Raw genomic sequence first — 25,489 nt, forward strand, 5'->3', positions numbered from 1 at the left:
AGCGCACGGATCTTTTTGAACTGAAATTGCGAGATCGCGATGGCCGGAATTATTCCGGCCATCGACGTCTCATTCGTTTCAACAGGACAAATGACAATGCTCGTGTCCCAACGCGGGCACGACGAGGTGATTTCCAGGACAATGCCCCGCCACCATCAGAAAAAGGGTTCCGCGCCCGGCGGCTCGCAACGTCAGTTGCGCGTCGGCGAGCAGGTTCGCCACGCGATAGCCGATATTCTGGCGCAAGGCAGTGTGCATGATGCGGACCTTGAAGGTCACATCATCACCGTGCCGGAGGTACGGATGTCGCCGGACCTGAAGCTCGCCACCATCTACGTGATGCCACTCGGCGGCCGCGACACCGAGCGTGTGATTGCCGCGCTCGAGCGCAACAAGAAGTTCCTGCGCGGCGAAGTCGCGCGGCGCGTTAACCTGAAATTTGCACCTGACATTCGCTTCCGCGTCGACGAGCGATTCGACGAAGCGGAACGGATCGAGAAATTATTGCGAACGCCTGCGGTGCAGAGAGACCTGGATAGAGACCTGGATAGAGATCTGGATTCAGATCGGGAAGAAGAACAATGATCATGGACCCGGCCCACGGCACGATCGGCGCCGAAGAACCCGATTCGCGCGATGTGCAGCAAAATAATTTTGGCGAGATGCGCAGCGACAATGCGCCTCAGCAGGACCGCCGCGTCAACAACGATCCGCGCGCCAAGCAGCAGAAGAACAATCAGCAGCCGCGCCGCGACCGCCGCGACGTCCACGGCTGGGTCATCCTCGACAAGCCGATCGGCATGACCTCGACGCAGGCCGTCGCGGTCGCCAAGCGCCTGTTCCAGGCCAAGCGCGCGGGACACGCCGGCACGCTCGATCCGCTCGCCTCCGGCGGCCTGCCCATTGCACTTGGAGAAGCCACCAAGACGGTTCCCTTCGTGATGGACGGCCGCAAGCGCTACCGCTTCACGGTGTGCTGGGGCGAGGAACGCGATACCGACGACATCGAGGGCCGCCCGGTCGCGACCTCCGACCAGCGCCCGACCAAAGAGGCGATCGAGGCGCTGCTGCCCCGCTTCACCGGGGTGATCGAGCAGGTGCCGCCGCGCTATTCGGCGATCAAGGTCCAGGGCGAGCGGGCCTATGATCTGGCGCGCGACGGCGAGGTCGTGGAACTGGCCCCGCGCCCGGTCGAGATTCACCATTTGTCCCTTGTAGATCAACCGGATAATGATCGAGCCGTATTCGAGGCCGAATGCGGCAAGGGAACCTATGTCCGGGCCATCGCCCGCGATATGGGCCGGATTCTGGGCTGCTACGGCCATATCTGCGCGCTGCGCCGGACTTTGGTCGGCCCATTCGGCGAAAACGACATGATTCCGCTGGATCAGTTGGAGGCTTTGTGCCATAGAGCCGCGTCCGGCGAGGGCAGCCTCGCCGACGCGCTTTTGCCCGTTGAGACCGCGCTGGACGACATCCCGGCACTGGCCGTCACTCGGGCAGATGCGGCAAGGCTCCACAGGGGCCAAGCCGTTTTGTTGCGCGGACGGGATGCGCCCAATTGTAGCGGCACAGTCTATGTCACGGTGGCAGGCCGACTTCTCGCGCTTGCTGAAGTTGGCAATGGCGAAATCATCCCCAAGCGTGTGTTCAACCTGACCGGCCTGACTGCCAGCCCCGGTCGCAACGAGAGAAATTGACGATGTCGATTGCCGCCGAACGCAAAGCGGAAGTCATCAAGACGAATGCCACCAAAGCCGGTGACACCGGTTCGCCCGAGGTCCAGGTCGCGATCCTTTCGGAACGCATCAACAACCTCACGAACCATTTCAAGACCCACGTGAAGGATAACCATTCGCGTCGCGGCCTCCTGAAGCTGGTGTCGACGCGCCGCTCGCTCCTCGACTACCTGAAGAAGAAGGACGAGGCGCGGTACAAGGCTCTGCTCGAGAAGCACAACATTCGTCGCTAAGTTGCTTGCGCGCGCCGGTGGCGCGCGTTTTTGCACGTGGTTTCGAACGAAAGCACTTTTTTTGAAGGTTTTTGATCGAGGCTGTGCGCAATTCGTGTGCGGGCCACTAATGACCCGCACCCGGGGCATGAACCGGAAGGCCGCAGTATGGCCCTCGCAAACAAGGTTCATGCCGACTGACAGTCCAGCAGCAATCCGGCCGCTGGGCGCAACGGGCAAGGTGCCCGTATGACCCGAAAGGATGGACGCCATCCGAAATCCGAAAACCATGGCAGGATCGCCGGACGCTGATCATTCGCTCCGATCAGCGTCCCGCAATCTTGCGCATGGTTTTTGTTTTTCGAGCCGTCCTTCTTTCGAGAACCCATGAAAGAAGACATCTATGTTCAATAAGCATTCAGTCGAGATCGACTGGGGCGGACGCCCTCTCAAGCTTGAAACTGGCAAGATCGCCCGCCAGGCCGACGGCGCCGTCGTCGCGACCTACGGCGAGACCGTGGTGCTCGCCACCGTGGTGGCCGCGAAGGCGCCGCGCGAAGGCGTGGACTTCCTGCCGCTGACCGTCGACTACCAGGAAAAGACCTACGCCGCGGGCCGCATTCCCGGCGGCTATTTCAAGCGCGAGGGCCGTCCGACCGAGAAGGAGACGCTGGTCTCCCGCCTGATCGACCGCCCGATCCGTCCGCTGTTCGTCGACGGCTGGCGCAACGAGACCCAGGTCATTGTCACCGTGCTCTCGCACGACATGGAGAACGATCCCGATATCGTGGCGCTGGTGGCCTCGTCGGCTGCGCTGACGCTGTCGGGCGCTCCGTTCAAAGGCCCGATCGGCGCAGCGCGCGTCGGCTTCGCCAATGACGAGTTCATCCTCAACCCGACGCTCGACGAGATGGTCGACACCCAGCTCGACCTCGTCGTCGCCGGCACCGCCGACGCCGTGCTGATGGTGGAATCGGAAGCCAAGGAGCTGAACGAAGACATCATGCTCGGCGCGGTGATGTTCGGTCACCGCCACTTCCAGCCGGTCATCAACGCGATCATCGAGCTCGCCGAGAAGGCCGCCAAGGAGCCGCGCGAAGTCACCGTGATCGACAACGCCGCGCTCGAGAAGGAAATGCTCGGCCTCGTCGAGCAGGAGCTGCGCTCCGCCTACGCCATTCCGGTCAAGCAGGATCGCTACGCTGCGGTCGGCAAGGTCAAGGAAAAGGTGATCGCCCACTACTTCCCCGAAGGGCAGGAGCCGAAATACGACAAGCTGCGCATCGGCGCCGTGTTCAAGGAGCTCGAAGCGAAGATCGTTCGCTGGAACATCCTCGACACCGGCAAGCGCATCGACGGCCGTGACGTCAAGACCGTGCGCAACATCCTCGCCGAAGTCGGCATCCTGCCGCGCGCCCACGGCTCGGCGCTGTTCACCCGCGGCGAGACCCAGGCGATGGTCGTGACCACGCTCGGCACCGGCGAGGACGAGCAGTATATCGACGCGCTGTCGGGAACGTACAAGGAGACGTTCCTGCTGCACTACAACTTCCCGCCCTACTCGGTCGGTGAGACCGGCCGCCTCGGCGGCACCAAGCGCCGCGAGACCGGCCACGGCAAGCTCGCCTGGCGCGCGATCCACCCGGTGCTGCCGCCGCATCACGAGTTCCCGTACACGATCCGCGTGGTCTCCGAGATCACCGAGTCCAACGGCTCCTCGTCGATGGCGTCGGTCTGCGGCGCCTCGCTCGCGCTGATGGACGCCGGCGTGCCGTTGAAGCGGCCGACCGCGGGTATCGCGATGGGCCTGATCCTCGAGGACAAGCGCTACGCGGTGCTGTCGGACATCCTGGGTGATGAAGATCATCTCGGCGACATGGACTTCAAGGTCGCCGGCACCGATCAGGGCATCACCTCGCTCCAGATGGACATCAAGATCGAGGGCATCACCGAGGAGATCATGCGGGTTGCCCTTGGCCAGGCCAAGGAAGGTCGCATCCACATCCTCGGCGAGATGTCGAAGGCGCTGACCGTTGCGCGCGCCGAGCTCGGCGAATACGCGCCGCGCATCGAGACCTTCAAGATCCCGACCGACAAGATCCGCGAAGTGATCGGCACCGGCGGCAAGGTGATCCGCGAGATCGTCGAGAAGACCGGCGCCAAGGTCAACATCGAGGACGACGGCACCGTGAAGGTCGCCTCCAGCGACGGCGAGGCGATGAAGGCCGCGATCAAGTGGATCAAGTCGATCGCGTCCGAGCCGGAAGTCGGCCAGATCTACGACGGCACCGTCGTCAAGGTGATGGAGTTCGGCGCGTTCGTGAACTTCTTCGGCTCCAAGGACGGCCTCGTCCACATCAGCCAGCTCGCGGCCAACCGCGTGCAGAAGACCTCCGACGTCGTCAAGGAAGGCGACAAGGTCAAGGTCAAGCTGCTCGGCTTCGACGACCGCGGCAAGACGCGGCTGTCGATGAAGGTGGTCGACCAGACCACCGGCGAGGACCTCGAGGCCAAGGACAAGGCCGGCGAACAGGCGCCGCGCGAAGCGGCCGGCGAGTAAGCCTCTCCGCAATACCGAAACACGAAGGGCGGCCTCTCGGCCGCCCTTTTTGTTTGTGTCTGCTCCGGGGGAGCTCTGCTCCCTCTCCCGCTTGCGGGAGAGAGTTGGGGAGAGGGTTTCTCCTCTGGGCGAGAACCCCGATGAGGAGAGAGCCCTCACCCGGTGCTTCGCACCGACCTCTCCCGCAAGCGGGAGAGGTGAAGAAAGACCTCAGGCGATGTCGAAGCGGTCGAGGTTCATCACCTTGGTCCAGGCCTTGGCAAAGTCCTTGGCGAACTTTTCCTTCGCATCCGACGAGGCATAGACCTCGGCGAAGGCGCGGAGCTGCGAGTGCGAGCCGAAGATCAGGTCGGCACGCGTGGCGGTCCACTTCACCGCGTTGGTCTTGCGGTCACGGCCCTCGTACACGCCGTCGGCACCGGCCGGCGCCCATGCCGTACCCATGTCGAGCAGGTTGACGAAGTAGTCGTTGCTCAGCGTTCCCACCTTCGCGGTGAAGACGCCAGCCTTCGAGCCGCCCGCGTTGGCACCGAGCACGCGCAGGCCGCCGACCAGGACGGTCAGCTCGGGTCCGGTGAGCCGCAGCAATTGCGCACGGTCCACGAGGGCCTCTTCGACCTGCATGAACTGCTGCTTCTTGCTGACATAGTTGCGGAAGCCATCGGCGCGCGGCTCCAGCGGCGCAAAGGAGGCGACATCCGTCTGCTCCTGCGACGCATCCATGCGACCCGGCGTGAAGGAGACCTTCACGTCGACACCGGCGTCCTTGGCGGCCTTCTCGACCGCGGCGGTGCCGCCGAGAACGATCAGGTCGGCGAGCGAGACTTTCTTGCCGCCGGACTGATAGTCCTTCTGGATGGCTTCGAGCTTGCCGAGCACCTTCGACAACTGGGCCGGCTGGTTCACCTCCCAGTCCTTCTGCGGAGCCAGGCGAATGCGCGCGCCATTGGCGCCGCCGCGCTTGTCGGAGCCGCGGAAGGTCGAGGCCGATGCCCAGGCGGCGGAGACCAGCTCGGAGACCGAGAGGCCCGACGCCAGGATCTTCGTCTTCAGCGACGCGATATCCTGCTCGCTCGCCACCTCATGATTGACGGCGGGAATCGGATCCTGCCAGATCAGCGTCTCCTTCGGCACCAGCGGGCCGAGATAGCGCTGAATCGGGCCCATGTCGCGATGGGTGAGCTTGAACCAGGCGCGGGCAAACGCGTCCGCGAACTGATCCGGATGCTCATAGAAGCGCCGCGAGATCTTCTCGTAGGCGGGATCGAAGCGCAGCGAGAGGTCGGTCGTCAGCATCGTCGGCCGATGCTTCTTAGATTTGTCGAAGGCATCGGGGATGACCGCGTCGGCACCCTTCGCCGTCCATTGCTGCGCACCACCCGGGCTCTTCGTCAGCTCCCATTCGTACTTGAACAGGTTCTCGAAGAAGTTGTTGCTCCACTTCGTCGGTGTCGTGGTCCATGTCACCTCGAGGCCGCTGGTGATGGAATCACCCGCCAGGCCCGAAGCATGCGCGCTCTTCCAGCCCAGACCCTGGTCCTCGAGCGCGCCGGCTTCCGGCTCCGGTCCGACCAGCGACGGATCGCCAGCACCGTGCGTCTTGCCAAAGGAGTGACCGCCGGCGATCAGCGCGACGGTCTCTTCGTCGTTCATCGCCATGCGGAAGAAGGTTTCGCGGATGTCCTTGGCGGCGGCGAGAGGATCGGGCTTGCCGTTCGGGCCTTCCGGGTTGACGTAGATGAGGCCCATCTGCACGGCGCCGAGCGGTTCTGCGAGCTGGCGCTCGCCGCTGTAGCGCTCGTCGCCGAGCCAGGTGCCTTCGGGACCCCAGTACAGTTCTTCCGGCTCCCACACATCGGCACGGCCGCCGGCAAAGCCGAACGTCTTGAAGCCCATCGACTCCAGCGCGACGTTGCCGGCGAGCACCATCAGATCGGCCCAGGACAGCTTGCGGCCGTACTTCTGCTTGATCGGCCAGAGCAGGCGGCGGGCCTTGTCGAGATTGGCGTTGTCGGGCCAGCTATTGAGCGGCGCGAAACGCTGCTGGCCGGCACCGGCACCACCGCGACCGTCGGTGATGCGGTAAGTGCCCGCGCTGTGCCAGGCCATGCGGATCATGAGGCCGCCATAGTGACCGAAGTCGGCGGGCCACCATTCCTGCGAATCCGTCATCAGCGCCGTCAAATCCTTGACCACCGCGTTCAGGTCGAGGGCCTTGAACTCCTTGGCATAGTCAAAGTCCTTGCCCATCGGATCGGACAGACCGGAGTTCTTATGCAGCATCTCGATGCTGAGCTGGGTCGGCCACCACTCTCGGTTCGAGGGCGCGGGTTTTCCGCCCGAAAACGGGCATTTCGTCTTGTCGTCCATGAATACCTCCTCTGGTGGCGTGAGTACTCCGCCCTGCACCAGGTAGAACCACTCTAAGCATCGCCTGTCTATCAGGTAAAGTTGACTTTAGTGATCGCTGCGATAGGATTTTCTGATGATAAACCTGACGCTGCGCCAGCTCCGCTATTTCGATGCGCTGGCGCGTCACGGCCATTTCGGCCGCGCGGCGGAGGCCTGCTCGATCTCGCAGCCGGCGATGTCGATGCAGATCAAGGAAATGGAAGAAACCCTCGGCGGGTTGCTGCTGGAGCGCAGCGCGCGACAGGTGACGCTGACCCGGTTCGGCGAGGAACTCGCCCAGCGCGTCCGAGACATTTTGCGCTCGGTCGACGAGCTCGGCGATTTCGCGCGTGCCTCGCGCGACCGGTTCACGGGGCGCCTGCGCATCGGCATGATCCCGACGATCGCACCCTATCTGCTGCCCAAGATCACCAAGAATCTCACGCGCCTGCATCCCGAGCTCGACATTCGCGTGCGCGAGACGATGACGCCAAAACTGATCCAGGAGCTTGCCGAAGGCCGGCTCGACACCGCGATCCTCGCGCTGCCGGTGTCCGAGGCATCGCTGACCGAGGTCGCCCTGTTCGAGGAGAATTTTCTGCTGGTGCGGCCGGGCACGGACGAGGGAACGCCGGTGCCATCCAGGGAAATGCTGCGCGAGATGCGGCTGCTGCTCCTGGAGGAAGGGCACTGCTTCCGCGACCAGGCGCTGTCGTTCTGCAACATGCAGACCTCGCCGCCACGGGAGATGCTCGACGCGAACTCGCTGTCGACCCTGGTCCAGATGGTCAGCGCCGGCATCGGCGTGACCCTGATTCCGGAAATGGCTGTGCCGGTGGAGACGCGCTCGGCCACGGTGTCGGTTGCGCGCTTCAGAGATCCTCAGCCTTCGCGAACCATCGGCATGGTCTGGCGCAAGACCAGCCCGCTGGCTCGGCAACTCCTGCAGATCTCCGAGGTGGTGTGCCTGTCGGCTGGCAAGGTGCGCGCGCGACACGCGCCCCTTTCACCTGCGCGCAAGCAGCGCGCCTAGGCTTCAGGAGCCATCATGTCGTCTGCCCTGATCCGTCCCGCGCGCCCGGACGAATATGACGAGATCGCGCGCGTGTGGATGGAGAGCTGGGTCTCGACCGGACTTGCCGAGGCCAGCAATTTCCTGCTCGCCAATCTTCGCGCGCGTATCAGGCGCGAGATCGAGGACGGCTGGAGCCTGTTCGTCGCCGACGACGATGGCACGATCGCGGCCATGCTGGCGCTGCATCTGCCACAACGTTATCTCGACCAGCTCTTCGTCGCCCCCGCCTGTCAGGGCCGCTCGCTCGGCCGGCAATTGCTGGCGTTCACCCGAACCCAACTGCCCGACGAAATCTATCTGCGCTGCGTGCGTGAGAACGAAAAAGCCTGGCGCTGGTACGAGCGCGAGGGTTTTGTGTTCGAGAAGGAGGAGGTCGCGACGGCGACCGGCTTCATGATGAAGTGCTATCGGTGGAAGAAGGCATCGTAAATCCTCCGCTTGCGGAGACTGCCTGCACGCTCTAGTTTGCAGCTCCCGCCTCGTCAACTTTCACTCCCGAGCCATGCTGCGCAGTTTCGCCGTCACCGCCGTCCTCGCATCATGTCTTGCGACGGCGGGCTGGGCTCAGTCACCCTCCACACCATCGGCATCCACGGCCACAGAGCCGGCCAAGCCTGCTGCGAAGAAGCAGGCGCCCAAGGCCAAACCTGCGGCGAACAAGCCTGCGGCAAGCAAACCGGCGGCGGCCGAAAGCGGCCCTTGCAGACTCGGCGTGATCTCGGTGATCGGCGAGCGCTATTCCGTCCAGAAGTTCGGGGTCACGATCTTCGAGAACGAAGCGACCGAGGTCCCCATCGACTGGGGTCTCGACGATCTCGTGTTCGCGCGGGTGCGCGCGGCAGCGGGTGGCGACCCCGGTGTCCGCAGGATCGCTTATCCCAAAGGAGCCTTCGCGCCCTTCTACAATCCGAAATCTCTGTTCATTCCCGATCCCAGCGAGCGCCTGCCAACAATCGTCAAAAGCATCACACCAACTGCGAATTGCGAACGCTACCTCGTCGCGACCACTTTCAAGGGGGAGTTGCCGGGATCCAAAATGGTGCTGAACGGCATCGGCGCGTACAATCAGGGCGTCGGATCGATCCTCCGTCATTCGCATTTGTTCGCCAATATCTCGATCACCCTGATCGACGGCCAAACCTATGAGCAGATCAAGCGCCCGTTCGTGAACTTCGGCATGAACCTGGCCGCAAGCATGCGATTGACCGAGGATCCGCTCAACAAGCTCGACAATTCGCAGTTCCCCGACCCGCCTGCGGCCGCCTCGAGTAGCGCGGTCTTGCGGGAAAAGACGCGGGCGCTCGTGACCGACAGGCTCGACCGCGGGCTGCCCGGTTATCTCAAGGGAGAGTGACGAACTCGATTCGCAAGACTGTTCGAGTTGACCAAGATGTCGCTCGCGGAACACGCCGTTCGCCTAGGCGTAGTGCGTTGCGAATTCGAAGCAGACACGCAATGAATGGCACCCTGCTCGTCTCACGCCGATGAAAGGTCCCGCCCCATGATCAAGCTCTACTGGTCGCCACGCTCGCGTTCGTTCTCGACGATCTGGCTGATGGAGGAGAGCGGGCTGCCCTATGAGCGCGTGCTGACTGATATCTCGACCGGCGCGCAGAAGGCGCCTGACTATCTCAAGATCAATCCGATGGGCAAGGTGCCGGCGCTCTCCGACGGCGACGCCGCGCTCGGCGAAGCGGCTGCGATCTGCGCCTATATCGCCGACCGCTATCCGGAGACAAAGCTTGCGCCAGATCTGACCGATCCGCGCCGCGCGCGCTATCTGCAATGGCTGTTCTTCTCGCCGACTTGCATCGAGCCCGCCATCATCCAGATCTTCACCAAGATCGAGGTGCCGACCTCGACGGCTGCATGGGGCAGCGCCACGCAGGTCTTCGACGTACTCGACGCGGCCCTCGCCAAGGGACCATGGATTCTGGGCGAGGAATTTTCCGCCGCCGACATCACGATCGGCTCAGGGCTGAATTTTGCCGTGCGGCTGTTCAAGATGGTGCCGTCGCGTCCAAGCTTTGACGCCTATATCGCGCGCTGCATGGCGCGGCCCGCGTTCCAGCGCGCGGAGAAGATCGCCGCGGGCTAATGCATGATCCTCGATTCGAGCCTGGCAAATTTAGGCTAGGCCCTTGAACCGCGCTGAATGACGGCTGCAAACTCTGCGACTCGTTTGCCGAGAGCACGGGCGGCCTCTAGTTTCTTGTCATCGATTCCAGGGGAATCAGGTCCGGTTGTTGCACTTGCGCCGTATGCGCCGAATGCGCCTCCGGCGCTAACTATCACCATTTGATTCATCAGCAGCGCAGCATGAATGGCCTGCATGGCCGTTTCTTTACCGTTAGAGATGGCTGCGCCCGTTACAAATGCGCCAGCCACCTTGTTCCGCATCTTGGCATCTCGGAACACGCCGAACTTCAGAAACCAATTGTCAAGAAACGCCTTGACCTCGCCTGACACGTTTCCAAAGTAGACTGGGGAGCCAACGATTACGGCGTCGGCTGACAGCAAGTCCTCTGTCGCCACATCGTTCACTCGTTTCAAGTCAACGGTCGTGTCCGCAACCGACTTGGCACCGTCTGAAACACCTTGGGCCATCTTTTCGGTGTTCCCAGTTACCGAGTGGTATGCGATCAACACCTTCACTTGACTGGCAGGCGCTTGCGCCTGACTCGATTTGCTGGCGAGAAGAACACTGGCGGCCAACGATGCCGCTCCCGCTTCCTTAAGGAAACTTCGCTTATCCATGACTTCCCTCCCGTCGGCTGGCGCCACGACTTTCCACGGCACAAAAAACTACGCCTGTTTCACGAACCTGAGGAGAGCGCTTTGCACTGAACGTCTCAATGGAACATCGCGTCGGTGCCGACATGCCGGCAAGTTGCGGCATTGCTGCGAGGCAGCATGCTTAGAGCCGGCGAGCCCAGGCAGAGCCGAAATAGTCTTAACCTAGGATGTTGCTGTTTCAATTGGGTCACAAGCCGTCGATGACGGCTGAGCGTGGCGACTTCCGCTTTACCCTGGGAAGGCGACGTTGAAGCGCCGCCGGCTGGCCGGCTCTCAGAGCTTCACCTTGAAGACGGCAAAGCCGGATTGCTGCAGGAGACCGGAGGATGTCGCCTGCACGCCATATCTGACGCCGACATCGACCTTGTCGCTGGCGGCTGCGACAAGGCCGAGATTGGCCGAGTAGATCCACGGCGACAGGCCAAGCCCGCTGGTGACAAAGCTGCTGCCGCCACCTGAAAACGCCGAATTGATCTGCAATCCCTGATTCAGCGTGTTGTATCCGACGCCGGCGTCCGCCGTGAGATAGACCTGCTTGGCGAGCCGATAGAGGCTTTTCACTCCCGCCGTCACCGTCAGTTCGCGATAGACCTGCGAATCGACGTTGAGGCTGAACCCGCCGGCGCCGCTTTCCTGATAGGCGGCGGAGCGCACCTCGCCATAGTCCAGCCGCAGCGATGGCGTGAGTGTGAGATTGGCCGTAACCGGAATCTGCTTCCTGATCGCCGCGCCGGCGTGGCCGGTGTAGGAGCGATAGCGTGCCGTGGCGGTGTTGCCGATGAAGGTCAACGAGCGGCTTTCGCCATTGTCATTAAGTGCACCGTCGAGCTGGCCATCGAGCAGAAGGTCACGAGCGAGCGCGTAGGTGCCATAGAGTCCGATCTGGTAGGAATCGATCGCCAGGCGCTGGGGAATGGCATCGTCGCTGCCCGTGATGCTTTGATGCGAATAGGCAAACATGCCGCCAAGCATTGCGCGCGGCGATACCGTCGCGTCGACGCCGGCGGCAATGCCACCGCCGGAGGCGTTGTAGCCGGGCACGCCGTCGAGACCGCTTTGACTGACGACCCCGCCGAGGGGCTTCATCCAAAAGTGTCGCTCCGGCGCGACGCCGGGATTTAGGCCGCTGATGTCGTCGATGCGACCGGCCACGGCCTCTCGCAGCACGCGCTGGGTCGCATAGGTCGCCTGGGATGCGGCGCCGGTGAAAACCGGCAGGGTCTGATTGATCGCGGTCGAGAGGTTTTGGCCGGCGAGATTGTCGAGGGCCAGGAATCCCGAAGCCATCGAGCCGCTCCACCCGAGCGACGTCGTCGACATCAGATAAAGCTCAGCCGCGGCGCCGAGACCGACCCTGTTGTTCTGGGCGAGCAGCGTCTGCGCATAGGGCTGGATCAGCGACATGGTCGCCAATCCGCCCGTCGGATTGCCCGTCAGGTCGTAGGTCGAGACCAGCATCTGCGAACCGGATGCATCGCCGCTCGCCGCGCCATAGAGGCTCGTCAGCGTACCACGCGACAGCGTGTTGAAGAGAACGTTGCCTTCTGGCGTCACCGAGCCGAGCAAGGTGAAGGTGCCGCCGCCGCTTCCCGCGGGCGCGATGCCGGCGCCCCAGAAGTAGCCGTTCTGGTAGTTCGTGATGACGAAGCGTCCGGGCGTCGACGTGCCGAACATGGCGGGGCTGACGATCCGCCACGGCGTGCCCGAGGTCCACGCCCATTGCGGCACCGAATTGGCCGGGACCGGTTGCGCGGCCGGCGGCGTGAAGGTGGCGGGATCGTAGGGCAGCATGTAGGCCCAATGCGTCACCAGGAGGCTGTCGCCGGTGATCATCTGCATTTCCATCTCGGTGACGCCGTTGATGGATCGCATGTGGCCGAGGCCGACGGTCACGGCGCCGCCCGATGTCGGCGTGAACAGCATGGTGATCTGTCCGGCCGTCGTCACAAAACCCTGGAACGTCGACGTGTCGGTCAGAAGTGCCGGCCCCAACTTGAGCTGCGCCACGCTCGTCCCGGTGAATGATCCATTCGTCGCCGTGCCGATCGACCACAAGGTCTGATCGCCGATCGGAATTGGGTTTGAAAAGCCGCTCTTCGGCGACGCATAGGCCAGCAATTGCGCGGTCGGCACGTACCAGTGGGTATTTGAAAGCGTCGGGTCCCAGATCGCCGATTGAGCCAGGACAGGCGAAGTGCCGCCGACCGCGACGGCGCAGGCCGCACAGGCCAGGGCCCCGGCACGAAGCGTCGCATGTCCCATCGGCAAGATCGCCCCCAAAGCTCCGATCGCATAGCGCAGACGCCACGCCATGGAAGCCATCGCGCGCAGCCTGGGTCAGGAAGCAGAAAATCGTACCGGAGTCCGCCCCATATTTGTGGGAGGCGGCGAGGTCGGGACGCAGGAGGCCTCAATCCGCCTTCAGATTTTCCGGCTTCGGCTGCAGCACGATGTTGTAGCCGGAATCGACATAGTGGATCTCACCGGTCACGCCGCCCGAAAGATCAGACAACAGATACAGCGCCGAGCCGCCGAGCTCATCGAGCGTGACGCCGCGGCCGAGCGGCGAATGCTTCTGCTGGAAGGCGAACATCGCGCGCGCCTCGCCGATGCCGGAGCCGGCGAGCGTCCGCACCGGACCCGCCGAGATCGCATTCACACGGATGCCTTTCGGTCCGAAATCGGTGGCGAGATAGCGCACAGATGCCTCCAGCGCCGCCTTGGCGACGCCCATCACGTTGTAGTTCGGCATCGAGCGCTGAGAGGCACCATAGGTCAGCGTGATCATGGCGCCGCCGGCCGGCATCATCTCGGCCGCGCGCTTGGCGACCTCCGTGAAGGAGAAGCAGGAAATGACCATCGTGCGCGAAAAGTTCTCGCGGCTGGTGTCGGCGTAGCGGCCCTTCAGCTCGTTCTTGTCGGCAAAACCGATCGCATGGATCACGAAATCGAGCTGGCCCCATTTCGCGCGCAGCGCCGCGAAGGTGGCATCGACGCTGGCGATGTCCTCGACGTCGCAGGGCAGCACCAGCTCCACGCCGAGCTGCTCCGCCAGCGGCTTGACGCGCTTGCCCTGGGCGTCGCCCTGGAAGGTGAAGGCGAGCTCGGCGCCGTGGGCGTGCAACGTCTTCGCCATGCCCCAGGCAATCGAATGATCATTGGCGATGCCCATGATCAGACCGCGCTTGCCCTTCATCAAACCTTGCATCGTGGTTCCTATTATTCCGAGGTCATCGCCCGACCTGATCGGGCGATCCAGTATTGCAGAGACGGTGACGGATACGGAGAAGCCGCGGCGTACTGGATGCCCGGCTTTCGCGGGGCATGACAGAATCTGAGATCACGCATCCAGCCGGCTGAACACCAGCGTGGCATTGGTGCCGCCGAAGCCGAAGGAGTTCGACAGCACGGTGCCGATTTTGACGTTGTCGATCCGCTTGCGCACGATCGGCATGTCGGCGAACACGGGGTCGAGCTCCTGGATGTGCGCGCTCTCGCAGATGAAGCCGTTGTTCATCATCAGGAGCGAATAGATCGCCTCCTGCACGCCGGTCGCGCCCAGCGAATGTCCCGTGAGCGCCTTGGTCGCCGAAATCGGCGGGCACTTTTCGCCGGTGCCGAACACCTTGCGCAGCGCCTCGATCTCCGGCGGATCGCCGGCCGGCGTCGAGGTGGCGTGCGGATTGATGTAGTCGACCTTTGTCTTCACGGTCGACAGCGCCATGCGCATGCAGCGCTCGGCGCCCTCGCCCGAAGGGGCGACCATGTCGTAGCCGTCAGACGTCGCGCCATAGCCGACGATCTCGCCGTAGATGCGCGCGCCGCGCGCCTTGGCATGCTCGAGCTCTTCCAGCACCAGCACGCCAGCACCGCCGGCAATGACAAAACCGTCGCGGTTGACGTCGTAAGGCCGCGACGCGGTCGCGGGCGTATCGTTGTATTTCGAGGACATCGCGCCCATGGCGTCGAACAGCACCGACAGCGACCAATCGAGCTCCTCGCAACCGCCGGCGAAGATCACGTCCTGCTTGCCGATCTGGATGGTCTCGTACGCGTTGCCGACGCAATGGTTCGACGTGGCGCAAGCCGACGAGATCGAATAGTTGACGCCCTTGATCTTGAACCAGGTCGCCAGCGTCGCCGACGCCGTGGACGACATCGCCTTCGGCACCGCGAACGGTCCGACGCGCTTCGGTCCCTTGGTGCGGGTGATATCGGCGGATTCCACGATGGTCCGCGCCGACGGTCCGCCCGAGCCCATGATGATGCCGGTGCGGATGTTGGAGACTTCGTCGGGTCCGAGACCGGAATCCTGGATCGCCTGCTCCATCGCGATGTGATTCCACGCCGCGCCTTGTCCGAGGAAGCGCATCGCGCGCCGGTCGACAACCGTCGCCGGATCGATCGACGGCGCACCCTGCACCTGCGACCGGAAGCCGAGCTCGGCATATTTCTCCGCCCGCGAGATGCCTGACTTCGCCTCGTGAAGGCTCGCAAGCACTTCCTGGGTGTTGTTTCCGATGGACGAGACGATGCCCATTCCGGTGACCACAACCCGCCTCATGACCGCCTCGCCCTAATCGTTGTCTTCTTCACGTGATCGCGCTTGTCGTTAGCCCAGCGACGTACCCTGCTTGAACAGGCCGACCTTCAGGTCCTTGGCGCGATAGATAATAGCGTCATCAACCGAAAGCCACCCGTCGGCGATACCCAACACCAGCTTCGAGCGCATCACGCGCTTGATGTCGACGTTGTACACAACCTTGCGGGCCTCGGGCAGCACCTGGCCGCCGAACTTCAATTCGCTCAACCCCAGCGCGCGGCCGCGGCCCTCGCCGCCGATCCAGCCGAGGTAGAATCCAACCATCTGCCACAGCGCGTCCAGGCCGAGACAGCCGGGCATGACGGGGTCGTTCTTGAAATGGCAGCCGAAGAACCAGAGGTCCGGCTTCACATCGAGCTCGGCGCGCACCAGGCCCTTGCCGTATTCGCCGCCGGTCTCGGAAATTTCCGTGATGCGATCGAACATCAGCATCGGCGGCAACGGCAACTGGGCATTGCCCGGGCCGAACATCTCGCCGCGGGCACAAGCCAGCAAATCCTCGTATTCGTAACCGTTACGCCGGTTGAGCATCAGTAGCCTCTATTCAAATCCCGATCGGGCGTATTTTGGCGAAATTGGCCCCCGTTTGGTAAGGGATTGCGCGCCACTCGCCGCTAACGGGCGCCAAGGCGGCCGTCAGGCCTGATTGCGCCAAAATCGGTTAAGCGGGACCGCGCGCTCTCTAACACAGGCCTTTCCGGCGTCAAAGCGCCCGCATAGGGTAAAATCACCGCATCCGGCCCAATGTTCCCAATGAATTAGAACCACTCTAGTTGCGAGAAACTTGCATCTGCATCTTTCTCTTCTTATATTGCAAGGCGATAATGTCTCTCCACGCGTGCCCGAATTGTTGGAAATGAGCGAGAACAACGCGCCCCATAACGACGAAACCGCCCTTTCCGCGTCCCTCCACCCGGGACGCCAGCCGGCATTGACCGGTTGCCCATGGCACGACGTCAACGAAATGCTCCAGGCTGCCGGCCTTCGTCCGACGCGCCAGAGGATGGCGCTTGGCTGGCTGCTGTTCGGCAAGGGCGCCCGCCACCTCACGGCCGAAATGCTGTACGAGGAGGCCACCCTCGCCAAGGTTCCGGTGTCGCTCGCCACGGTCTACAACACGCTCAACCAGCTCACCGATGCGGGTCTGCTGCGCCAGGTCAGCGTCGACGGCACCAAGACCTATTTCGACACCAACGTCACGACGCATCACCACTATTATCTCGAGAACAGCCACGAGCTGGTCGACATCCCCGACCCCCATCTGGCGCTGTCGAAGATGCCGGACGTGCCGGAAGGTTACGAGATCGCACGCATCGACATGGTCGTGCGCCTGCGCAAGAAGCGCTGAAGTTTTCAAACTGTTGAGTTTGTCGTCATGGCCGGGCTTGTCCCGGTCATTGTCGTTTCACGCCGTCATTCCGGGGCGGAGCGCAGCACCGAACCCGGAATCTCGAGATCCCGGGTTCGATGCTAACGCATCGCCCCGGGATGACCCTTCGGGTCAATTCACCTGCTCGTGGGCGTAGACGCCCCACAGCCGTTCCTGCTGGATCCAGCCGTCAAAGCCGGTGCCCATGACGCGGCACCAGCCGGTGACGCACTTCTTGACCTGGGCGACGACGCCGGCCTGAAGCCGTGCCGCAATCGCACTGTCCGGATCGGCGCGATCATAGATCGGGGCGAGGTCGTCCTTGTGCTTCATGGTAACGACGGCGGTGCGGCGGCCCGACAGCAGCGAGTGATAGACCCAGCCTTCGGCCCCTTCCGAATCGCGAACCCGGCGCCAGTTCTCGAACTCTGCGGTGATTTCGACCGGCAGCCCGGAGCGGGTGTAGACCCAGGCCACGTCATTGTCCTTGGTCGGGCCGGCACGGACGTTCACGTGATCGGATTTGAGGCTGACATAACGCGGCACCGGCAAGCCTGAGGTTGTCTGCACGGTGTCCTTGGCCGAATGACTTGTGCTGACCGAGGCACCCAGCCAGACACACACGAGCGCAACCACTGAACCCAAACGCCCCAACGCCATCACAACCCGTCTCCTGCCGGAAACCCGGCACAAAGCGAGCCGAATTCCCCTACGCCACTTCCAAAACCCGCACCGCTCGTCCGGTCAGCCCGCCCCACGCGGGTGTTCCCCGGCTCCGCCGTGGTTCTTGTCTTGGCCCGGCCTTCTGCTAGAGAGGATGGGCGCTTAAGAACCAGTTTGCCCCGATTTTCCGCCGGAATCTCGGGAGAGCTTGAAGGAAACGCCGGGGACGACGCGGCAAGGGCAGTGTCGAACAACCGGGTTAATGAGACCTGAACGGTAAGCCTTTCATCGCGGAGGCGGGCCCGATGGGCTCATGAGAGCAGGACATGTCGGTTAAGAAAAAGCCCCTCGTCGTCGTCACCCGCAAGCTGCCGGACTCGATCGAGACGCGCATGCGCGAATTGTTCGACGCACGGATCAATCTCGACGACACGCCGATGTCTCCGGAGCAGATCGCGGAAGCCGCTCGCACCGCCGACGTGCTGGTTCCGACCGTCACCGACCAGATCACCGCCGACATCATCAACCAGCCCGACTGCAAGCTCCGCCTGATCGCGAATTTCGGCAATGGCGTCGACAATATCGACGTCGAGGCTGCGCATGCCAAAGGCATCACCGTCACCAACACGCCAAAAGTCCTCACCGAGGACACCGCCGACATGACCATGGCGCTGATCCTCGCCGTGCCGCGCCGGCTGATCGAGGGCGCCTCCATCCTGACCGAGGGCAAGCCCTGGGCGGGCTGGTCGCCGACCTGGATGCTCGGCCACCGCATCGGGGGAAAGCGCCTCGGCATCGTTGGCATGGGCCGCATCGGCCAGGCGGTTGCGCGCCGCGCCCGCGCCTTCGGCCTCCAGATCCACTATCACAACCGCCGTCCCGTCGCGCCGAAGATCGCCGAAGAACTTGGCGCGACCTATTGGGAAAGCCTCGACCAGATGCTGGCGCGGATGGACATCATCTCGGTGAACTGTCCGCACACGCCGGCGACCTACCATCTGCTATCGGCGCGGCGCCTGAAGCTGATCCGCAAAGAGGCCTATGTCGTCAACACCGCGCGCGGCGAGGTGACCGACGAGGATACCCTGATCAAGCTGATCGAAGCCGGCGAGATCGGCGGCGCCGCCCTCGACGTCTACGAGCACGAGCCCGCGGTCAATCCAAAACTGGTGCGGCTCGCCAAGGCCGGCAAGGTGACGCTGCTGCCGCATATGGGCTCGGCGACGATCGAAGGCCGCGTCGAGATGGGCGAGAAGGTGATCATCAATATCAGAACCTTCCTGGACGCGCACAAGCCGCCGGATCGCGTGCTGCCGAGCATGCTCTGAGGCTTCAAGTAGGCTGAGCCGATCGTTTATTCGCGGTGGACGCTTAAGTCGTCGAACACGGGCCCGTCGCCATTGAGCGGATTGGCCGGATCGCGCGTATAGCGCAGCGTCTCGAAGCGCATCGCACGCGCATCCAGCATCAACAGGCGGCCGACCAGGCCTTCGCCGAAGCCGACGATCTCGCGAATGGCCTCCAGCGCCATCATCGAGCCGAGCACACCGGCGAGCGCGCCCATGACGCCGGCCTCCGAGCAGGCCGGCACCGTGCCGGGCGGCGGCGCTTCCGGGAACAGGCAGCGATAGGTCGGATTGTACGCGCCGTCCTCGTTCTTCTCATGGGCGCGGATGGTGGTGAGCGAGCCGTCGAACGTGCCGAGCGCCGCCGTGATCAAGGGCTTTTTGGCAAAGAAGCAGGCGTCGGAGACCAGATACCGCGTCGAGAAATTGTCGGAGCCGTCGAGCACGAGGTCGTAGTCGCCGATCAGCGCCAGCGCATTGTCGGCATTGAGCCAGGTGGCGTGGCCGACGAATCGGACATGCGGATTGAGCGCGGCGATCCGCTCGGCGGCGCTTTCGACCTTGTGCCGGCCGATATCCGGCGTCGTGTGGATGACCTGGCGCTGCAGGTTGGAGAGCGACACGACGTCGTCATCGACGACGCCGAGCGTGCCGATGCCGGCGGCAGCCAGGTACATCAAGGCGGGCGCGCCGAGACCGCCGGCGCCGATCACCAGCACGGAGGCCTGTTTCAGCGCCGCCTGGCCGGGACCGCCGACGTCGCGCAGCACGATATGACGGGCATAGCGTTCGAGTTCGTCCGCGCTGAGCACCTCAAGTTACTCCTGAACCAGCCCGAGATTGTTCGCGACCAACGAGATGTGCTTCAATGGCAGCACGTTCAATGGTCTGGCTGGATTTGTCATGAGATCGATGCTCGCGGCAACATTGATATTCGTGACTGCGACGGGCGCGCACGCCCAGATAACGCCGCCCTCGACCGCGGGCAGCAAGCCCAAGACGGTCCAGACCGTCCCGGTCCGCCCCGCATTGCAAACACCGTCCGCGACCGCCGCCGCGATGGCGCAGGCCGAGCGGCTGTCGCTGCAATCCGACCTCGCCTGGGTCGGGCAGTACAACGGCGCGATTACCGGCGACGCCAGCGAGCGCATGGTCAACGCGATCAAGGAGTATCAGAAGGCCAAGGGCGGCAAGCCGACCGGCGTGCTCAATCCGCAGGAGCGGGCCGCGCTTGCCGAGACCGCGCGGAAGAAGCAGGAGAGCGTCGGCTGGAAGATCACGCTAGAGCCGACCAGCGGTGCGCGGCTCGGTATCCCCGGTAAACTGGTGCCGCAGCAATCCTCCGACGCCAACGGCTCGAAATGGACCTCGCCGACCGGAACCGTGCAGGTGATCCTGAGCCGGCGCAAGGAAGCTGGTCCAACCACGGCCAAGCTCGCCGAGCAGGAGAAGAAGGAGCCGGCCGGCCGCAAAGTCGACTACACCGTGGTGAAGCCCGACTTCTTCGTGCTGTCGGGCTTGCAGGGGCTCAAGAAATTTTACGTGCGCGGCACCTTCAAGGGCGACGAAGTCCGCATCATGACGATCCTGTACGACCAGGCCACCGAGAACACGGTCGAGCCGGTCGTGATCGCGATGTCGAGCGCGTTCGCCGCATTTCCGGCTGGGTCACAGGCCGGTCCGCCGCCGCGCAAGACCGTCGAATACGGCACCGGCGTCGTCGTCACCGATGACGGCGTGATCGTCAGCGACCGCGCCGTGACGGATGGCTGCCTCGCGCTCACGATTGCCGGATTTGGCAGTGCCGACCGCATCGCCGAGGACAGGGATCACGACCTCGCGCTGCTGCACATCTACGGCGCGCGCGGCCTGAAGCCACTCAGCCTCGCGGGCGGCGCCGCAAAGACCAATGTCGACATCGTCGGCATCGCCGATCCGCAGAGCCAGGGCGGCGGCAGCGCCGTGTCGGGCGTCAAGGGCGTGGTGGCATCGGCCAATGGCGGCGATTCCGCGCTGTCGCCCGCGCCAGCGGTCGGATTCTCCGGCAGCCCCGCGATCGACGATGCAGGAAAGTTCGCCGGCATTGCGCTGTTGAAGCCGGTGATCGTCGCCGGCCCCGCCGCGCCTTCCGTCCAGGCTGTGATGGTTTCCGCCAGCGCCGTGCGCGATTTCCTCAAAGCGAACAACGTCACCGCCAACGGCAGCGCGACGGATGCGAAAGCCGCCGTCGTGCGCGTGATCTGCGTGCGAAAATAGCGCTCAGGCAAGCCTGAACCGAATCCCGCCGCGCGCGAGGCCGCCGGAGATGCCGATCGGCGTGCCGTCGGCGCGCCAGCAGGCGGCGCCGGTCATCGTGCCGTCCTCGTCAAACGCGATCGCGTTCATGCCGCCGGCAACCGTCGGCATGACTTCGACCTTGTGGCCCATGCTTGCGAGTTTTGCGCGCACACTCTCCGGCACGGCCTGCTCGACCTCCAGCGCATTGCCTTCGGTCCAGACGCGCGGCGCCTCGACTGCCTCCTGCAGGCTCATGCCATGATCGATCAAATTGACCAGCGCCTGCATGGCGCTCGGGAAGATGCGTTTTCCGCCGGGCAGGCCCAGCGCGAATTTCAGCTTGCCGTCGCGCAACGCGATCATCGGCGACATCGAGGTGGTGACGCGCTTGCCCGGCGCGAGCGACAGTGCGTGACCCGGACGCGGATCGAACAGGTTCATGTAATTGTTCGGAATCGTGCCGAGACCCGGGATCAATATCTTTGCGCCGAACAGATTGTTGATGGTCTGCGTGGTCGCGACCACGTTGCCCGCAGCGTCCGCAACCGTCATGTGCGTGGTGTGGGCGCTCTCGAGCTGTGTGACGCCCGCGCTCCACGCCTGCGCCCTGGCGGGATCGATGGCGCGGCGGCGCTCCTCGGCATAGGCTTTTGACGTCAGCCGCTCGACGGGAACGCCGACATAATCAGGGTCGCCGCTGGCGGCCGCGCGATCGGCAAAGGCGATCTTCAGGACTTCGGCGAGATAGTGGATGGTCTCTGCCGCGCCGAAGCCGAGGCTCGCGATGTCATAGCCTTCCAGAATGTTCAGCATCTGCGCGATGTGCACGCCGGACACAGCCGGCGGCGGCGGACCCAAAATCGTCCAGCCGCGATAGTCGGCGCGGATCGGTTGCCGCTCCACCGTCGTGTAGTTCGTCAGATCGGCGCGGCGGATGAAGCCGCCATTCTTCTCCATGTAGTCCACCAAGATGCCGCCCAGCGGCCCTTCGTAAAGCGCCTTCTCGCCGTGCGCGGCAATGTAGGACAGCGTTTCCGCATACTCGGCCTGCACCACGCGCTCGCCGACCTTCAGCGGTACGCCATCAGGCAAATAGATCGCCGCGATCGGCTTGTCCCTGCGCATCTCGACGGCGCTCTCGGTGATGCATTCGTGCAGATAAGGCGTGGTCGCATAGCCGCGCGCGGCGTGCTTGATCGCGGGCTGCATGACGTCGGCCAGACTCATGGTGCCGAACCGCCGCAGCGTCTCGCACCACGCCTTCAGCGAACCCGGGACGGCGACTGCTTTCGGGCCGTTGAGATTCTCGTCGTCGACGGTGTCGAACACGTCATGCCGCGAGCCCGGCTTGGAGGTGTAGGTGGTGTCGCGCACGGCCTGCGGCACCGTGCTCTGGCCGTCGATGAAGCGGTGGCTGCCGTCGGCGAGCCTGATATGCGCCATGCCGCCGCCGATGATGCCGACCATCATCGGCTCGACCACGGTCAGCGTGAACAGCGTCGCGATCGCTGCATCGATGGCGTTGCCGCCGGCGGCCAGCATCTCGGCGCCGGCGCTGGAGGCGAGCGGATGGTTGCTGACCACCATGCCGCGGCTCGAGACCGCAGGCATCTTCTGGCATTCGAAGGTCGAAACCGTGCGATCGCGCCAGTTGCCGCTCATGGTCTTAAGCCCCCATTTTTCAGGATAACGAGCACATCATACGTACGACTACTGATCCAGTAATCGTACGGATTAGCTGGTATTCCCGATTCCGCCATCATTGTTGCCGTTGATTCGGACATCCGCGATCCCTTTGGATCGGGCCGGGCACGTCCTGAGCGAGAAGAGCTCAGCATCGAACCGATGCACGTTCGCGTGGCGCGACCCCAGACCCAAGCACTCCAGAGGATTTTTGACATATGCATACGATCGTACTCGCCACCCAAAAGGGCGGCAGCGGCAAGAGCACGCTCGCCATCGGCCTTGCGCTGGCTGCACGGCAGGCCGGCTTTTCCGTCCGTCTGATCGAGACCGACCCGCAGGGCACGTTGTCGAACTGGCAGCGCCGCCGCAACGATTCCGAGCCCGTCGTTGAGCCCATCTACAACGCCGCAGATATCGAGCCGCGCCTCAGGATGCTGGCGGAAAGCGGGCTTCAGCTCGCGATTGTGGACACCGCGGCCGGCCTTTCCGCCGCGACCACGGCCGCGATCCGCCATTCCGATCTGTGCCTGATTCCGTCCCGGCCGAGCGTCGTCGACATCGAGGCCACCACCTCGACGCTGAGCGTCGCGCGCGCCTGGAAGCGTCCCTTCAGCTTCGTGCTCAACCAGACCCCGATCCGCGGCCAGCGCATCGACAATGCGGCGGACACGCTCGCGGAGGAAGCCGCGCTCGATCTCGCCGAGGTGGTCGCCCGTCCCCTGATCGTGATGCGCAACGACCATCAAGACGCGCTTGCGGCAGGCCTTGGCGTCGGCGAGTTCGCGCCCAACGGCAAGTCGACCGAGGAGATCCGCGGCCTCTGGCGCTGGATCGCGAACCGGCTCGATCTGTCGACTGCTGCGACCAACGCGCTGATCGACGAGGTGATCTCGGCCGCGGACGGGATGTTGCACGCAGCCGCCGAGCCTGCACAGGACGAAGCGGCTTCGCTGGCCTCCTGAGCGCTGCCGCGCACAGGCGACCGTCCAGCTCCTCGCGTTCACGCTCGCGAGGCGTTTTGGCGACGAAGCAATCCGGCCACCAGCCCGGCCGGATTGCTTTGCATCGCATTGATCGCAATTGGTGAGGTTGCCATCACTTCACCTCTCCCGCTTGCGGGAGAGGTCGGCGCGCTCTTAGCGCGCCGGGTGAGGGCTCTCTCCCCACGGGAGTCTCTTTGCGGAAACACCCTCACCCCAACCCTCTCCCGCAAGCGGGAGAGGGAGCGCACCGTCATCTTGGCTTCCATCAGGTGCGCGGCGCAGCCGCTCTCGCGCGCAGCCAGGATTCCCGCCGCACAATCCATTTCTCGGACTTCGACTGTCCGTCGTGATGGGCGAGCTCGATGAACCCGACGAACTCTGCGCCGGTCTTCTGCTTGACCCGGCGTGAAGCTTCGTTGGTTACGGCGTTGCAGACGTAGAAGTGATCAAGAGCGAGCTTGAGGAATGCAAAATCGTTCACGGCGGTGATGGCTTCCGTCATCAATCCGCGCCGCCATTACGGTTCGGCGAGCCAGAAGCCGCGATTACCCTTCAGGCCTTCGGCAGAGGGCCTGAGATGAATGTTTCCGATCGCCTCGCCATCGCCGTCCTTCATCACCAGCACCCAGAGGTGGATATCCTCATCGGCTGAGACCTTGTCGAGTTGCATCCTGACAAAGGTCTCCGCGCCGTCCGCCGGATAGGGCCAGGGCACGACAGTGGCGAGATGCCGGATGATGTTCCAATTGTCGAAATGGCGCTGAATCGCCGGCGCATCTGACAATGCCAGCGGACGCAGGATCAGCCGTTTGGTTTCAAGCCGCGGCGTCTGCATAGCTGGCTACTTCTGACATTTCGGGCACCAGAAGGTGGACCGCCCGTTCTGGGTGAAGCGTTTCACGGTGCCGCCGCAGCCGGGCGTTTTGCACGTCTCGCCCTCGCGGTCGTAGACCTTGAACGAGTGCTGGAAATAACCGAGCTCGCCCGAGGTCTGGCGATGATCGCGCAAGCTCGAGCCGCCGGCCTTGATGGCGTCGTTGAGCACCGCGTGGATCGAGGTGACCAGCCGATTGGCATGATCGGTCGGCTCGCCCTTTCGCGTGGCAAGCGTCGCGGCAATCCGGCGCGGTGACAGCTGCGAACGATGCAGCGCCTCGCAGACATAGATATTGCCAAGCCCTGCCACCACGCGCTGGTCGAGCAGCGCGGCCTTCAGGCTGGTCTTTTTGCCGGAACAGGATTCCGCCAGCATCGCGGCATCGAACTCGTTGCCCAGCGGCTCCGGGCCGAGCCCGCGCAAGAGCGGCTCCTGGTCGAGCGCGTTGCGCGCGATCACTTTCATGTAACCGAAGCGGCGCGGATCGTTGAAGACGATGTCGGCCCCGGACGACATCCGGAACAGGACGTGATCATGGGTCGAATCCTTAGCCCGCGGATAATGGAATTCGCCGGGCGATTTTTCGTCCTCGGGCTTGATGACGCGGAACGAGCCGGACATCCCGAGATGCATCAGCAGCACGTCGCCGGAGCCGAGGTCGGCCATGAGATATTTTGCGCGGCGGCCGAGCCCCGTGACGATCTGCCCCTGGAGCCGCTTCACGAAATCCGGCTGAAAGGGAAAGCGCAGATCGGCCCTGCGGGCCTCCGCCTTGATGATCTTGGCGCCCTCCATGACGGGCTGCAGGCCGCGCCGGACGGTCTCGACTTCGGGCAATTCAGGCATGGTCAGGCATTCACCTTATGAGGGTGGTGTGATAGCGCCATTGCGGCGGCCGCGCTATGGTCGGCA

At 63.7% G+C, this 25,489-nt stretch carries 22 protein-coding genes and 1 pseudogene; 12 read left to right on the forward strand and 11 right to left on the reverse strand.

Annotated features, from left to right (window positions below; translation table 11 throughout):
• Nucleotides 1–141 precede the first annotated feature (141 nt).
• The 4 genes from rbfA to pnp all read left to right on the forward strand — a co-directional run bounded on the left by rbfA (nt 142) and on the right by pnp (nt 4,511).
• On the forward strand, nt 142–585 hold the full coding sequence (gene rbfA / locus JQ632_RS25075; protein WP_212405296.1) for a 30S ribosome-binding factor RbfA: 444 nt from the start codon (nt 142–144) through the stop codon (nt 583–585).
• Nucleotides 582–1,700, forward strand: coding sequence for a tRNA pseudouridine(55) synthase TruB (gene truB, locus JQ632_RS25080; RefSeq protein ID WP_212405266.1), 1,119 nt, complete (start codon nt 582–584; stop codon nt 1,698–1,700). Before rbfA ends, truB begins: the two co-directional genes overlap by 4 nt.
• Nucleotides 1,701–1,702: 2 nt before the next feature.
• Nucleotides 1,703–1,972 carry a 30S ribosomal protein S15 gene (rpsO, locus tag JQ632_RS25085; RefSeq protein ID WP_008540131.1) on the forward strand — a complete coding sequence of 90 codons (270 nt, stop codon included), beginning with the start codon at nt 1,703–1,705 and terminating at the stop codon, nt 1,970–1,972.
• 382 nt (nt 1,973–2,354) lie between these two features.
• Nucleotides 2,355–4,511 carry a polyribonucleotide nucleotidyltransferase gene (pnp, locus tag JQ632_RS25090; protein WP_212405267.1) on the forward strand — a complete coding sequence of 719 codons (2,157 nt, stop codon included), beginning with the start codon at nt 2,355–2,357 and terminating at the stop codon, nt 4,509–4,511.
• A gap of 210 nt (nt 4,512–4,721) precedes the next feature.
• Here pnp and katG read toward each other — a convergent pair whose 3' ends face one another.
• Nucleotides 4,722–6,881 (reverse strand): catalase/peroxidase HPI, encoded by a 2,160-nt coding sequence (gene katG, locus JQ632_RS25095; RefSeq protein WP_212405268.1) that lies wholly within the window; start codon nt 6,879–6,881, stop codon nt 4,722–4,724.
• Nucleotides 6,882–6,996: 115 nt separating this feature from the next.
• Between katG and JQ632_RS25100 the strand changes: the two genes are divergently transcribed.
• The 4 genes from JQ632_RS25100 (at nt 6,997) to JQ632_RS25115 (ending at nt 10,075) form a co-directional block, all read left to right on the forward strand.
• Nucleotides 6,997–7,935 (forward strand): LysR substrate-binding domain-containing protein, encoded by a 939-nt coding sequence (locus JQ632_RS25100; RefSeq protein ID WP_212405269.1) that lies wholly within the window; start codon nt 6,997–6,999, stop codon nt 7,933–7,935.
• Nucleotides 7,936–7,950: 15 nt separating this feature from the next.
• Nucleotides 7,951–8,406, forward strand: coding sequence for a GNAT family N-acetyltransferase (locus JQ632_RS25105; RefSeq protein WP_212405270.1), 456 nt, complete (start codon nt 7,951–7,953; stop codon nt 8,404–8,406).
• A 73-nt stretch (nt 8,407–8,479) separates the two neighbouring features.
• Nucleotides 8,480–9,331 (forward strand): hypothetical protein, encoded by an 852-nt coding sequence (locus JQ632_RS25110; RefSeq protein ID WP_249152512.1) that lies wholly within the window; start codon nt 8,480–8,482, stop codon nt 9,329–9,331.
• A 147-nt stretch (nt 9,332–9,478) separates the two neighbouring features.
• Nucleotides 9,479–10,075: a glutathione S-transferase family protein gene (locus JQ632_RS25115; protein ID WP_212405271.1), complete on the forward strand. Its 597-nt coding sequence runs from the start codon at nt 9,479–9,481 to the stop codon at nt 10,073–10,075.
• A 35-nt stretch (nt 10,076–10,110) separates the two neighbouring features.
• On the opposite strand, the gene JQ632_RS25120 is transcribed toward JQ632_RS25115, so the two are convergent.
• The 5 genes from JQ632_RS25120 to fabA all read right to left on the reverse strand — a co-directional run bounded on the left by JQ632_RS25120 (nt 10,111) and on the right by fabA (nt 15,907).
• Nucleotides 10,111–10,734: a flavodoxin family protein gene (locus tag JQ632_RS25120; protein WP_212405272.1), complete on the reverse strand. Its 624-nt coding sequence runs from the start codon at nt 10,732–10,734 to the stop codon at nt 10,111–10,113.
• Between the two features lie 312 nt (nt 10,735–11,046).
• Complete coding sequence (locus JQ632_RS25125) at nt 11,047–13,086, reverse strand: autotransporter outer membrane beta-barrel domain-containing protein (RefSeq protein WP_212405273.1); 2,040 nt, start codon at nt 13,084–13,086, stop codon at nt 11,047–11,049.
• Nucleotides 13,087–13,183: 97 nt separating this feature from the next.
• A complete protein-coding gene (gene fabI, locus JQ632_RS25130) occupies nt 13,184–13,981 on the reverse strand; it encodes an enoyl-ACP reductase FabI (protein ID WP_212405274.1) in 798 nt (265 codons plus the stop codon).
• Between the two features lie 132 nt (nt 13,982–14,113).
• Nucleotides 14,114–15,337, reverse strand: coding sequence for a beta-ketoacyl-ACP synthase I (gene fabB / locus JQ632_RS25135; RefSeq protein ID WP_212405275.1), 1,224 nt, complete (start codon nt 15,335–15,337; stop codon nt 14,114–14,116).
• A gap of 48 nt (nt 15,338–15,385) precedes the next feature.
• A complete protein-coding gene (fabA, locus tag JQ632_RS25140; protein WP_212405276.1) occupies nt 15,386–15,907 on the reverse strand; it encodes a bifunctional 3-hydroxydecanoyl-ACP dehydratase/trans-2-decenoyl-ACP isomerase in 522 nt (173 codons plus the stop codon).
• 325 nt (nt 15,908–16,232) lie between these two features.
• On the opposite strand from fabA, the gene irrA reads away from it, so the two are divergent.
• Complete coding sequence (irrA, locus tag JQ632_RS25145) at nt 16,233–16,724, forward strand: iron response transcriptional regulator IrrA (RefSeq protein WP_212405277.1); 492 nt, start codon at nt 16,233–16,235, stop codon at nt 16,722–16,724.
• Nucleotides 16,725–16,877: 153 nt separating this feature from the next.
• Here the strand turns inward: irrA and JQ632_RS25150 are convergent, their stop codons facing one another.
• Nucleotides 16,878–17,405 (reverse strand): SH3 domain-containing protein, encoded by a 528-nt coding sequence (locus JQ632_RS25150; protein ID WP_212405278.1) that lies wholly within the window; start codon nt 17,403–17,405, stop codon nt 16,878–16,880.
• Between the two features lie 329 nt (nt 17,406–17,734).
• On the opposite strand from JQ632_RS25150, the gene JQ632_RS25155 reads away from it, so the two are divergent.
• A complete protein-coding gene (locus tag JQ632_RS25155; protein ID WP_212405279.1) occupies nt 17,735–18,736 on the forward strand; it encodes a D-glycerate dehydrogenase in 1,002 nt (333 codons plus the stop codon).
• A 26-nt stretch (nt 18,737–18,762) separates the two neighbouring features.
• On the opposite strand, the gene JQ632_RS25160 is transcribed toward JQ632_RS25155, so the two are convergent.
• On the reverse strand, nt 18,763–19,566 hold the full coding sequence (locus JQ632_RS25160) for a molybdopterin-synthase adenylyltransferase MoeB (protein ID WP_212405280.1): 804 nt from the start codon (nt 19,564–19,566) through the stop codon (nt 18,763–18,765).
• Nucleotides 19,567–19,657: 91 nt separating this feature from the next.
• Here JQ632_RS25160 and JQ632_RS25165 point away from each other — a divergent pair, with 91 nt between their 5' ends.
• Nucleotides 19,658–21,010, forward strand: a complete 1,353-nt coding sequence (locus JQ632_RS25165) for a serine protease (RefSeq protein ID WP_212405281.1) — start codon at nt 19,658–19,660, stop codon at nt 21,008–21,010.
• A 3-nt stretch (nt 21,011–21,013) separates the two neighbouring features.
• Here JQ632_RS25165 and ggt read toward each other — a convergent pair whose 3' ends face one another.
• Nucleotides 21,014–22,693, reverse strand: a complete 1,680-nt coding sequence (ggt, locus tag JQ632_RS25170; protein ID WP_212405282.1) for a gamma-glutamyltransferase — start codon at nt 22,691–22,693, stop codon at nt 21,014–21,016.
• Nucleotides 22,694–22,932: 239 nt separating this feature from the next.
• Here ggt and JQ632_RS25175 point away from each other — a divergent pair, with 239 nt between their 5' ends.
• Nucleotides 22,933–23,679 (forward strand): ParA family protein, encoded by a 747-nt coding sequence (locus JQ632_RS25175; protein WP_212405283.1) that lies wholly within the window; start codon nt 22,933–22,935, stop codon nt 23,677–23,679.
• A gap of 286 nt (nt 23,680–23,965) precedes the next feature.
• On the opposite strand, the pseudogene JQ632_RS25180 reads toward JQ632_RS25175, so the two are convergent.
• Nucleotides 23,966–24,535, reverse strand: a pseudogene (locus JQ632_RS25180) (GNAT family N-acetyltransferase).
• Nucleotides 24,536–24,541: 6 nt separating this feature from the next.
• Nucleotides 24,542–25,423 (reverse strand): bifunctional DNA-formamidopyrimidine glycosylase/DNA-(apurinic or apyrimidinic site) lyase, encoded by an 882-nt coding sequence (gene mutM / locus JQ632_RS25185; protein WP_212405284.1) that lies wholly within the window; start codon nt 25,421–25,423, stop codon nt 24,542–24,544.
• Nucleotides 25,424–25,489 lie beyond the last annotated feature (66 nt).

This window comes from Bradyrhizobium liaoningense, from assembly GCF_018130955.1.
Classification (GTDB): Bacteria; Pseudomonadota; Alphaproteobacteria; order Rhizobiales; family Xanthobacteraceae; genus Bradyrhizobium; species Bradyrhizobium liaoningense_C.

What these genes read in the sequence shown, in the direction of transcription:
- rbfA (WP_212405296.1), top strand. Translation starts at nt 142, where the DNA reads ATGCCCCGCCACCATCAGAAAAAGGGTTCCGCGCCCGGCGGCTCGCAA.
- truB (WP_212405266.1), top strand. Translation starts at nt 582, where the DNA reads ATGATCATGGACCCGGCCCACGGCACGATCGGCGCCGAAGAACCCGAT.
- rpsO (WP_008540131.1), top strand. Translation starts at nt 1,703, where the DNA reads ATGTCGATTGCCGCCGAACGCAAAGCGGAAGTCATCAAGACGAATGCC.
- pnp (WP_212405267.1), top strand. Translation starts at nt 2,355, where the DNA reads ATGTTCAATAAGCATTCAGTCGAGATCGACTGGGGCGGACGCCCTCTC.
- katG (WP_212405268.1), bottom strand. Translation starts at nt 6,881, where the DNA reads ATGGACGACAAGACGAAATGCCCGTTTTCGGGCGGAAAACCCGCGCCC.
- JQ632_RS25100 (WP_212405269.1), top strand. Translation starts at nt 6,997, where the DNA reads ATGATAAACCTGACGCTGCGCCAGCTCCGCTATTTCGATGCGCTGGCG.
- JQ632_RS25105 (WP_212405270.1), top strand. Translation starts at nt 7,951, where the DNA reads ATGTCGTCTGCCCTGATCCGTCCCGCGCGCCCGGACGAATATGACGAG.
- JQ632_RS25110 (WP_249152512.1), top strand. Translation starts at nt 8,480, where the DNA reads ATGCTGCGCAGTTTCGCCGTCACCGCCGTCCTCGCATCATGTCTTGCG.
- JQ632_RS25115 (WP_212405271.1), top strand. Translation starts at nt 9,479, where the DNA reads ATGATCAAGCTCTACTGGTCGCCACGCTCGCGTTCGTTCTCGACGATC.
- JQ632_RS25120 (WP_212405272.1), bottom strand. Translation starts at nt 10,734, where the DNA reads ATGGATAAGCGAAGTTTCCTTAAGGAAGCGGGAGCGGCATCGTTGGCC.
- JQ632_RS25125 (WP_212405273.1), bottom strand. Translation starts at nt 13,086, where the DNA reads ATGGCGTGGCGTCTGCGCTATGCGATCGGAGCTTTGGGGGCGATCTTG.
- fabI (WP_212405274.1), bottom strand. Translation starts at nt 13,981, where the DNA reads ATGCAAGGTTTGATGAAGGGCAAGCGCGGTCTGATCATGGGCATCGCC.
- fabB (WP_212405275.1), bottom strand. Translation starts at nt 15,337, where the DNA reads ATGAGGCGGGTTGTGGTCACCGGAATGGGCATCGTCTCGTCCATCGGA.
- fabA (WP_212405276.1), bottom strand. Translation starts at nt 15,907, where the DNA reads ATGCTCAACCGGCGTAACGGTTACGAATACGAGGATTTGCTGGCTTGT.
- irrA (WP_212405277.1), top strand. Translation starts at nt 16,233, where the DNA reads ATGAGCGAGAACAACGCGCCCCATAACGACGAAACCGCCCTTTCCGCG.
- JQ632_RS25150 (WP_212405278.1), bottom strand. Translation starts at nt 17,405, where the DNA reads ATGGCGTTGGGGCGTTTGGGTTCAGTGGTTGCGCTCGTGTGTGTCTGG.
- JQ632_RS25155 (WP_212405279.1), top strand. Translation starts at nt 17,735, where the DNA reads ATGTCGGTTAAGAAAAAGCCCCTCGTCGTCGTCACCCGCAAGCTGCCG.
- JQ632_RS25165 (WP_212405281.1), top strand. Translation starts at nt 19,658, where the DNA reads ATGAGATCGATGCTCGCGGCAACATTGATATTCGTGACTGCGACGGGC.
- ggt (WP_212405282.1), bottom strand. Translation starts at nt 22,693, where the DNA reads ATGAGCGGCAACTGGCGCGATCGCACGGTTTCGACCTTCGAATGCCAG.
- JQ632_RS25175 (WP_212405283.1), top strand. Translation starts at nt 22,933, where the DNA reads ATGCATACGATCGTACTCGCCACCCAAAAGGGCGGCAGCGGCAAGAGC.
- mutM (WP_212405284.1), bottom strand. Translation starts at nt 25,423, where the DNA reads ATGCCTGAATTGCCCGAAGTCGAGACCGTCCGGCGCGGCCTGCAGCCC.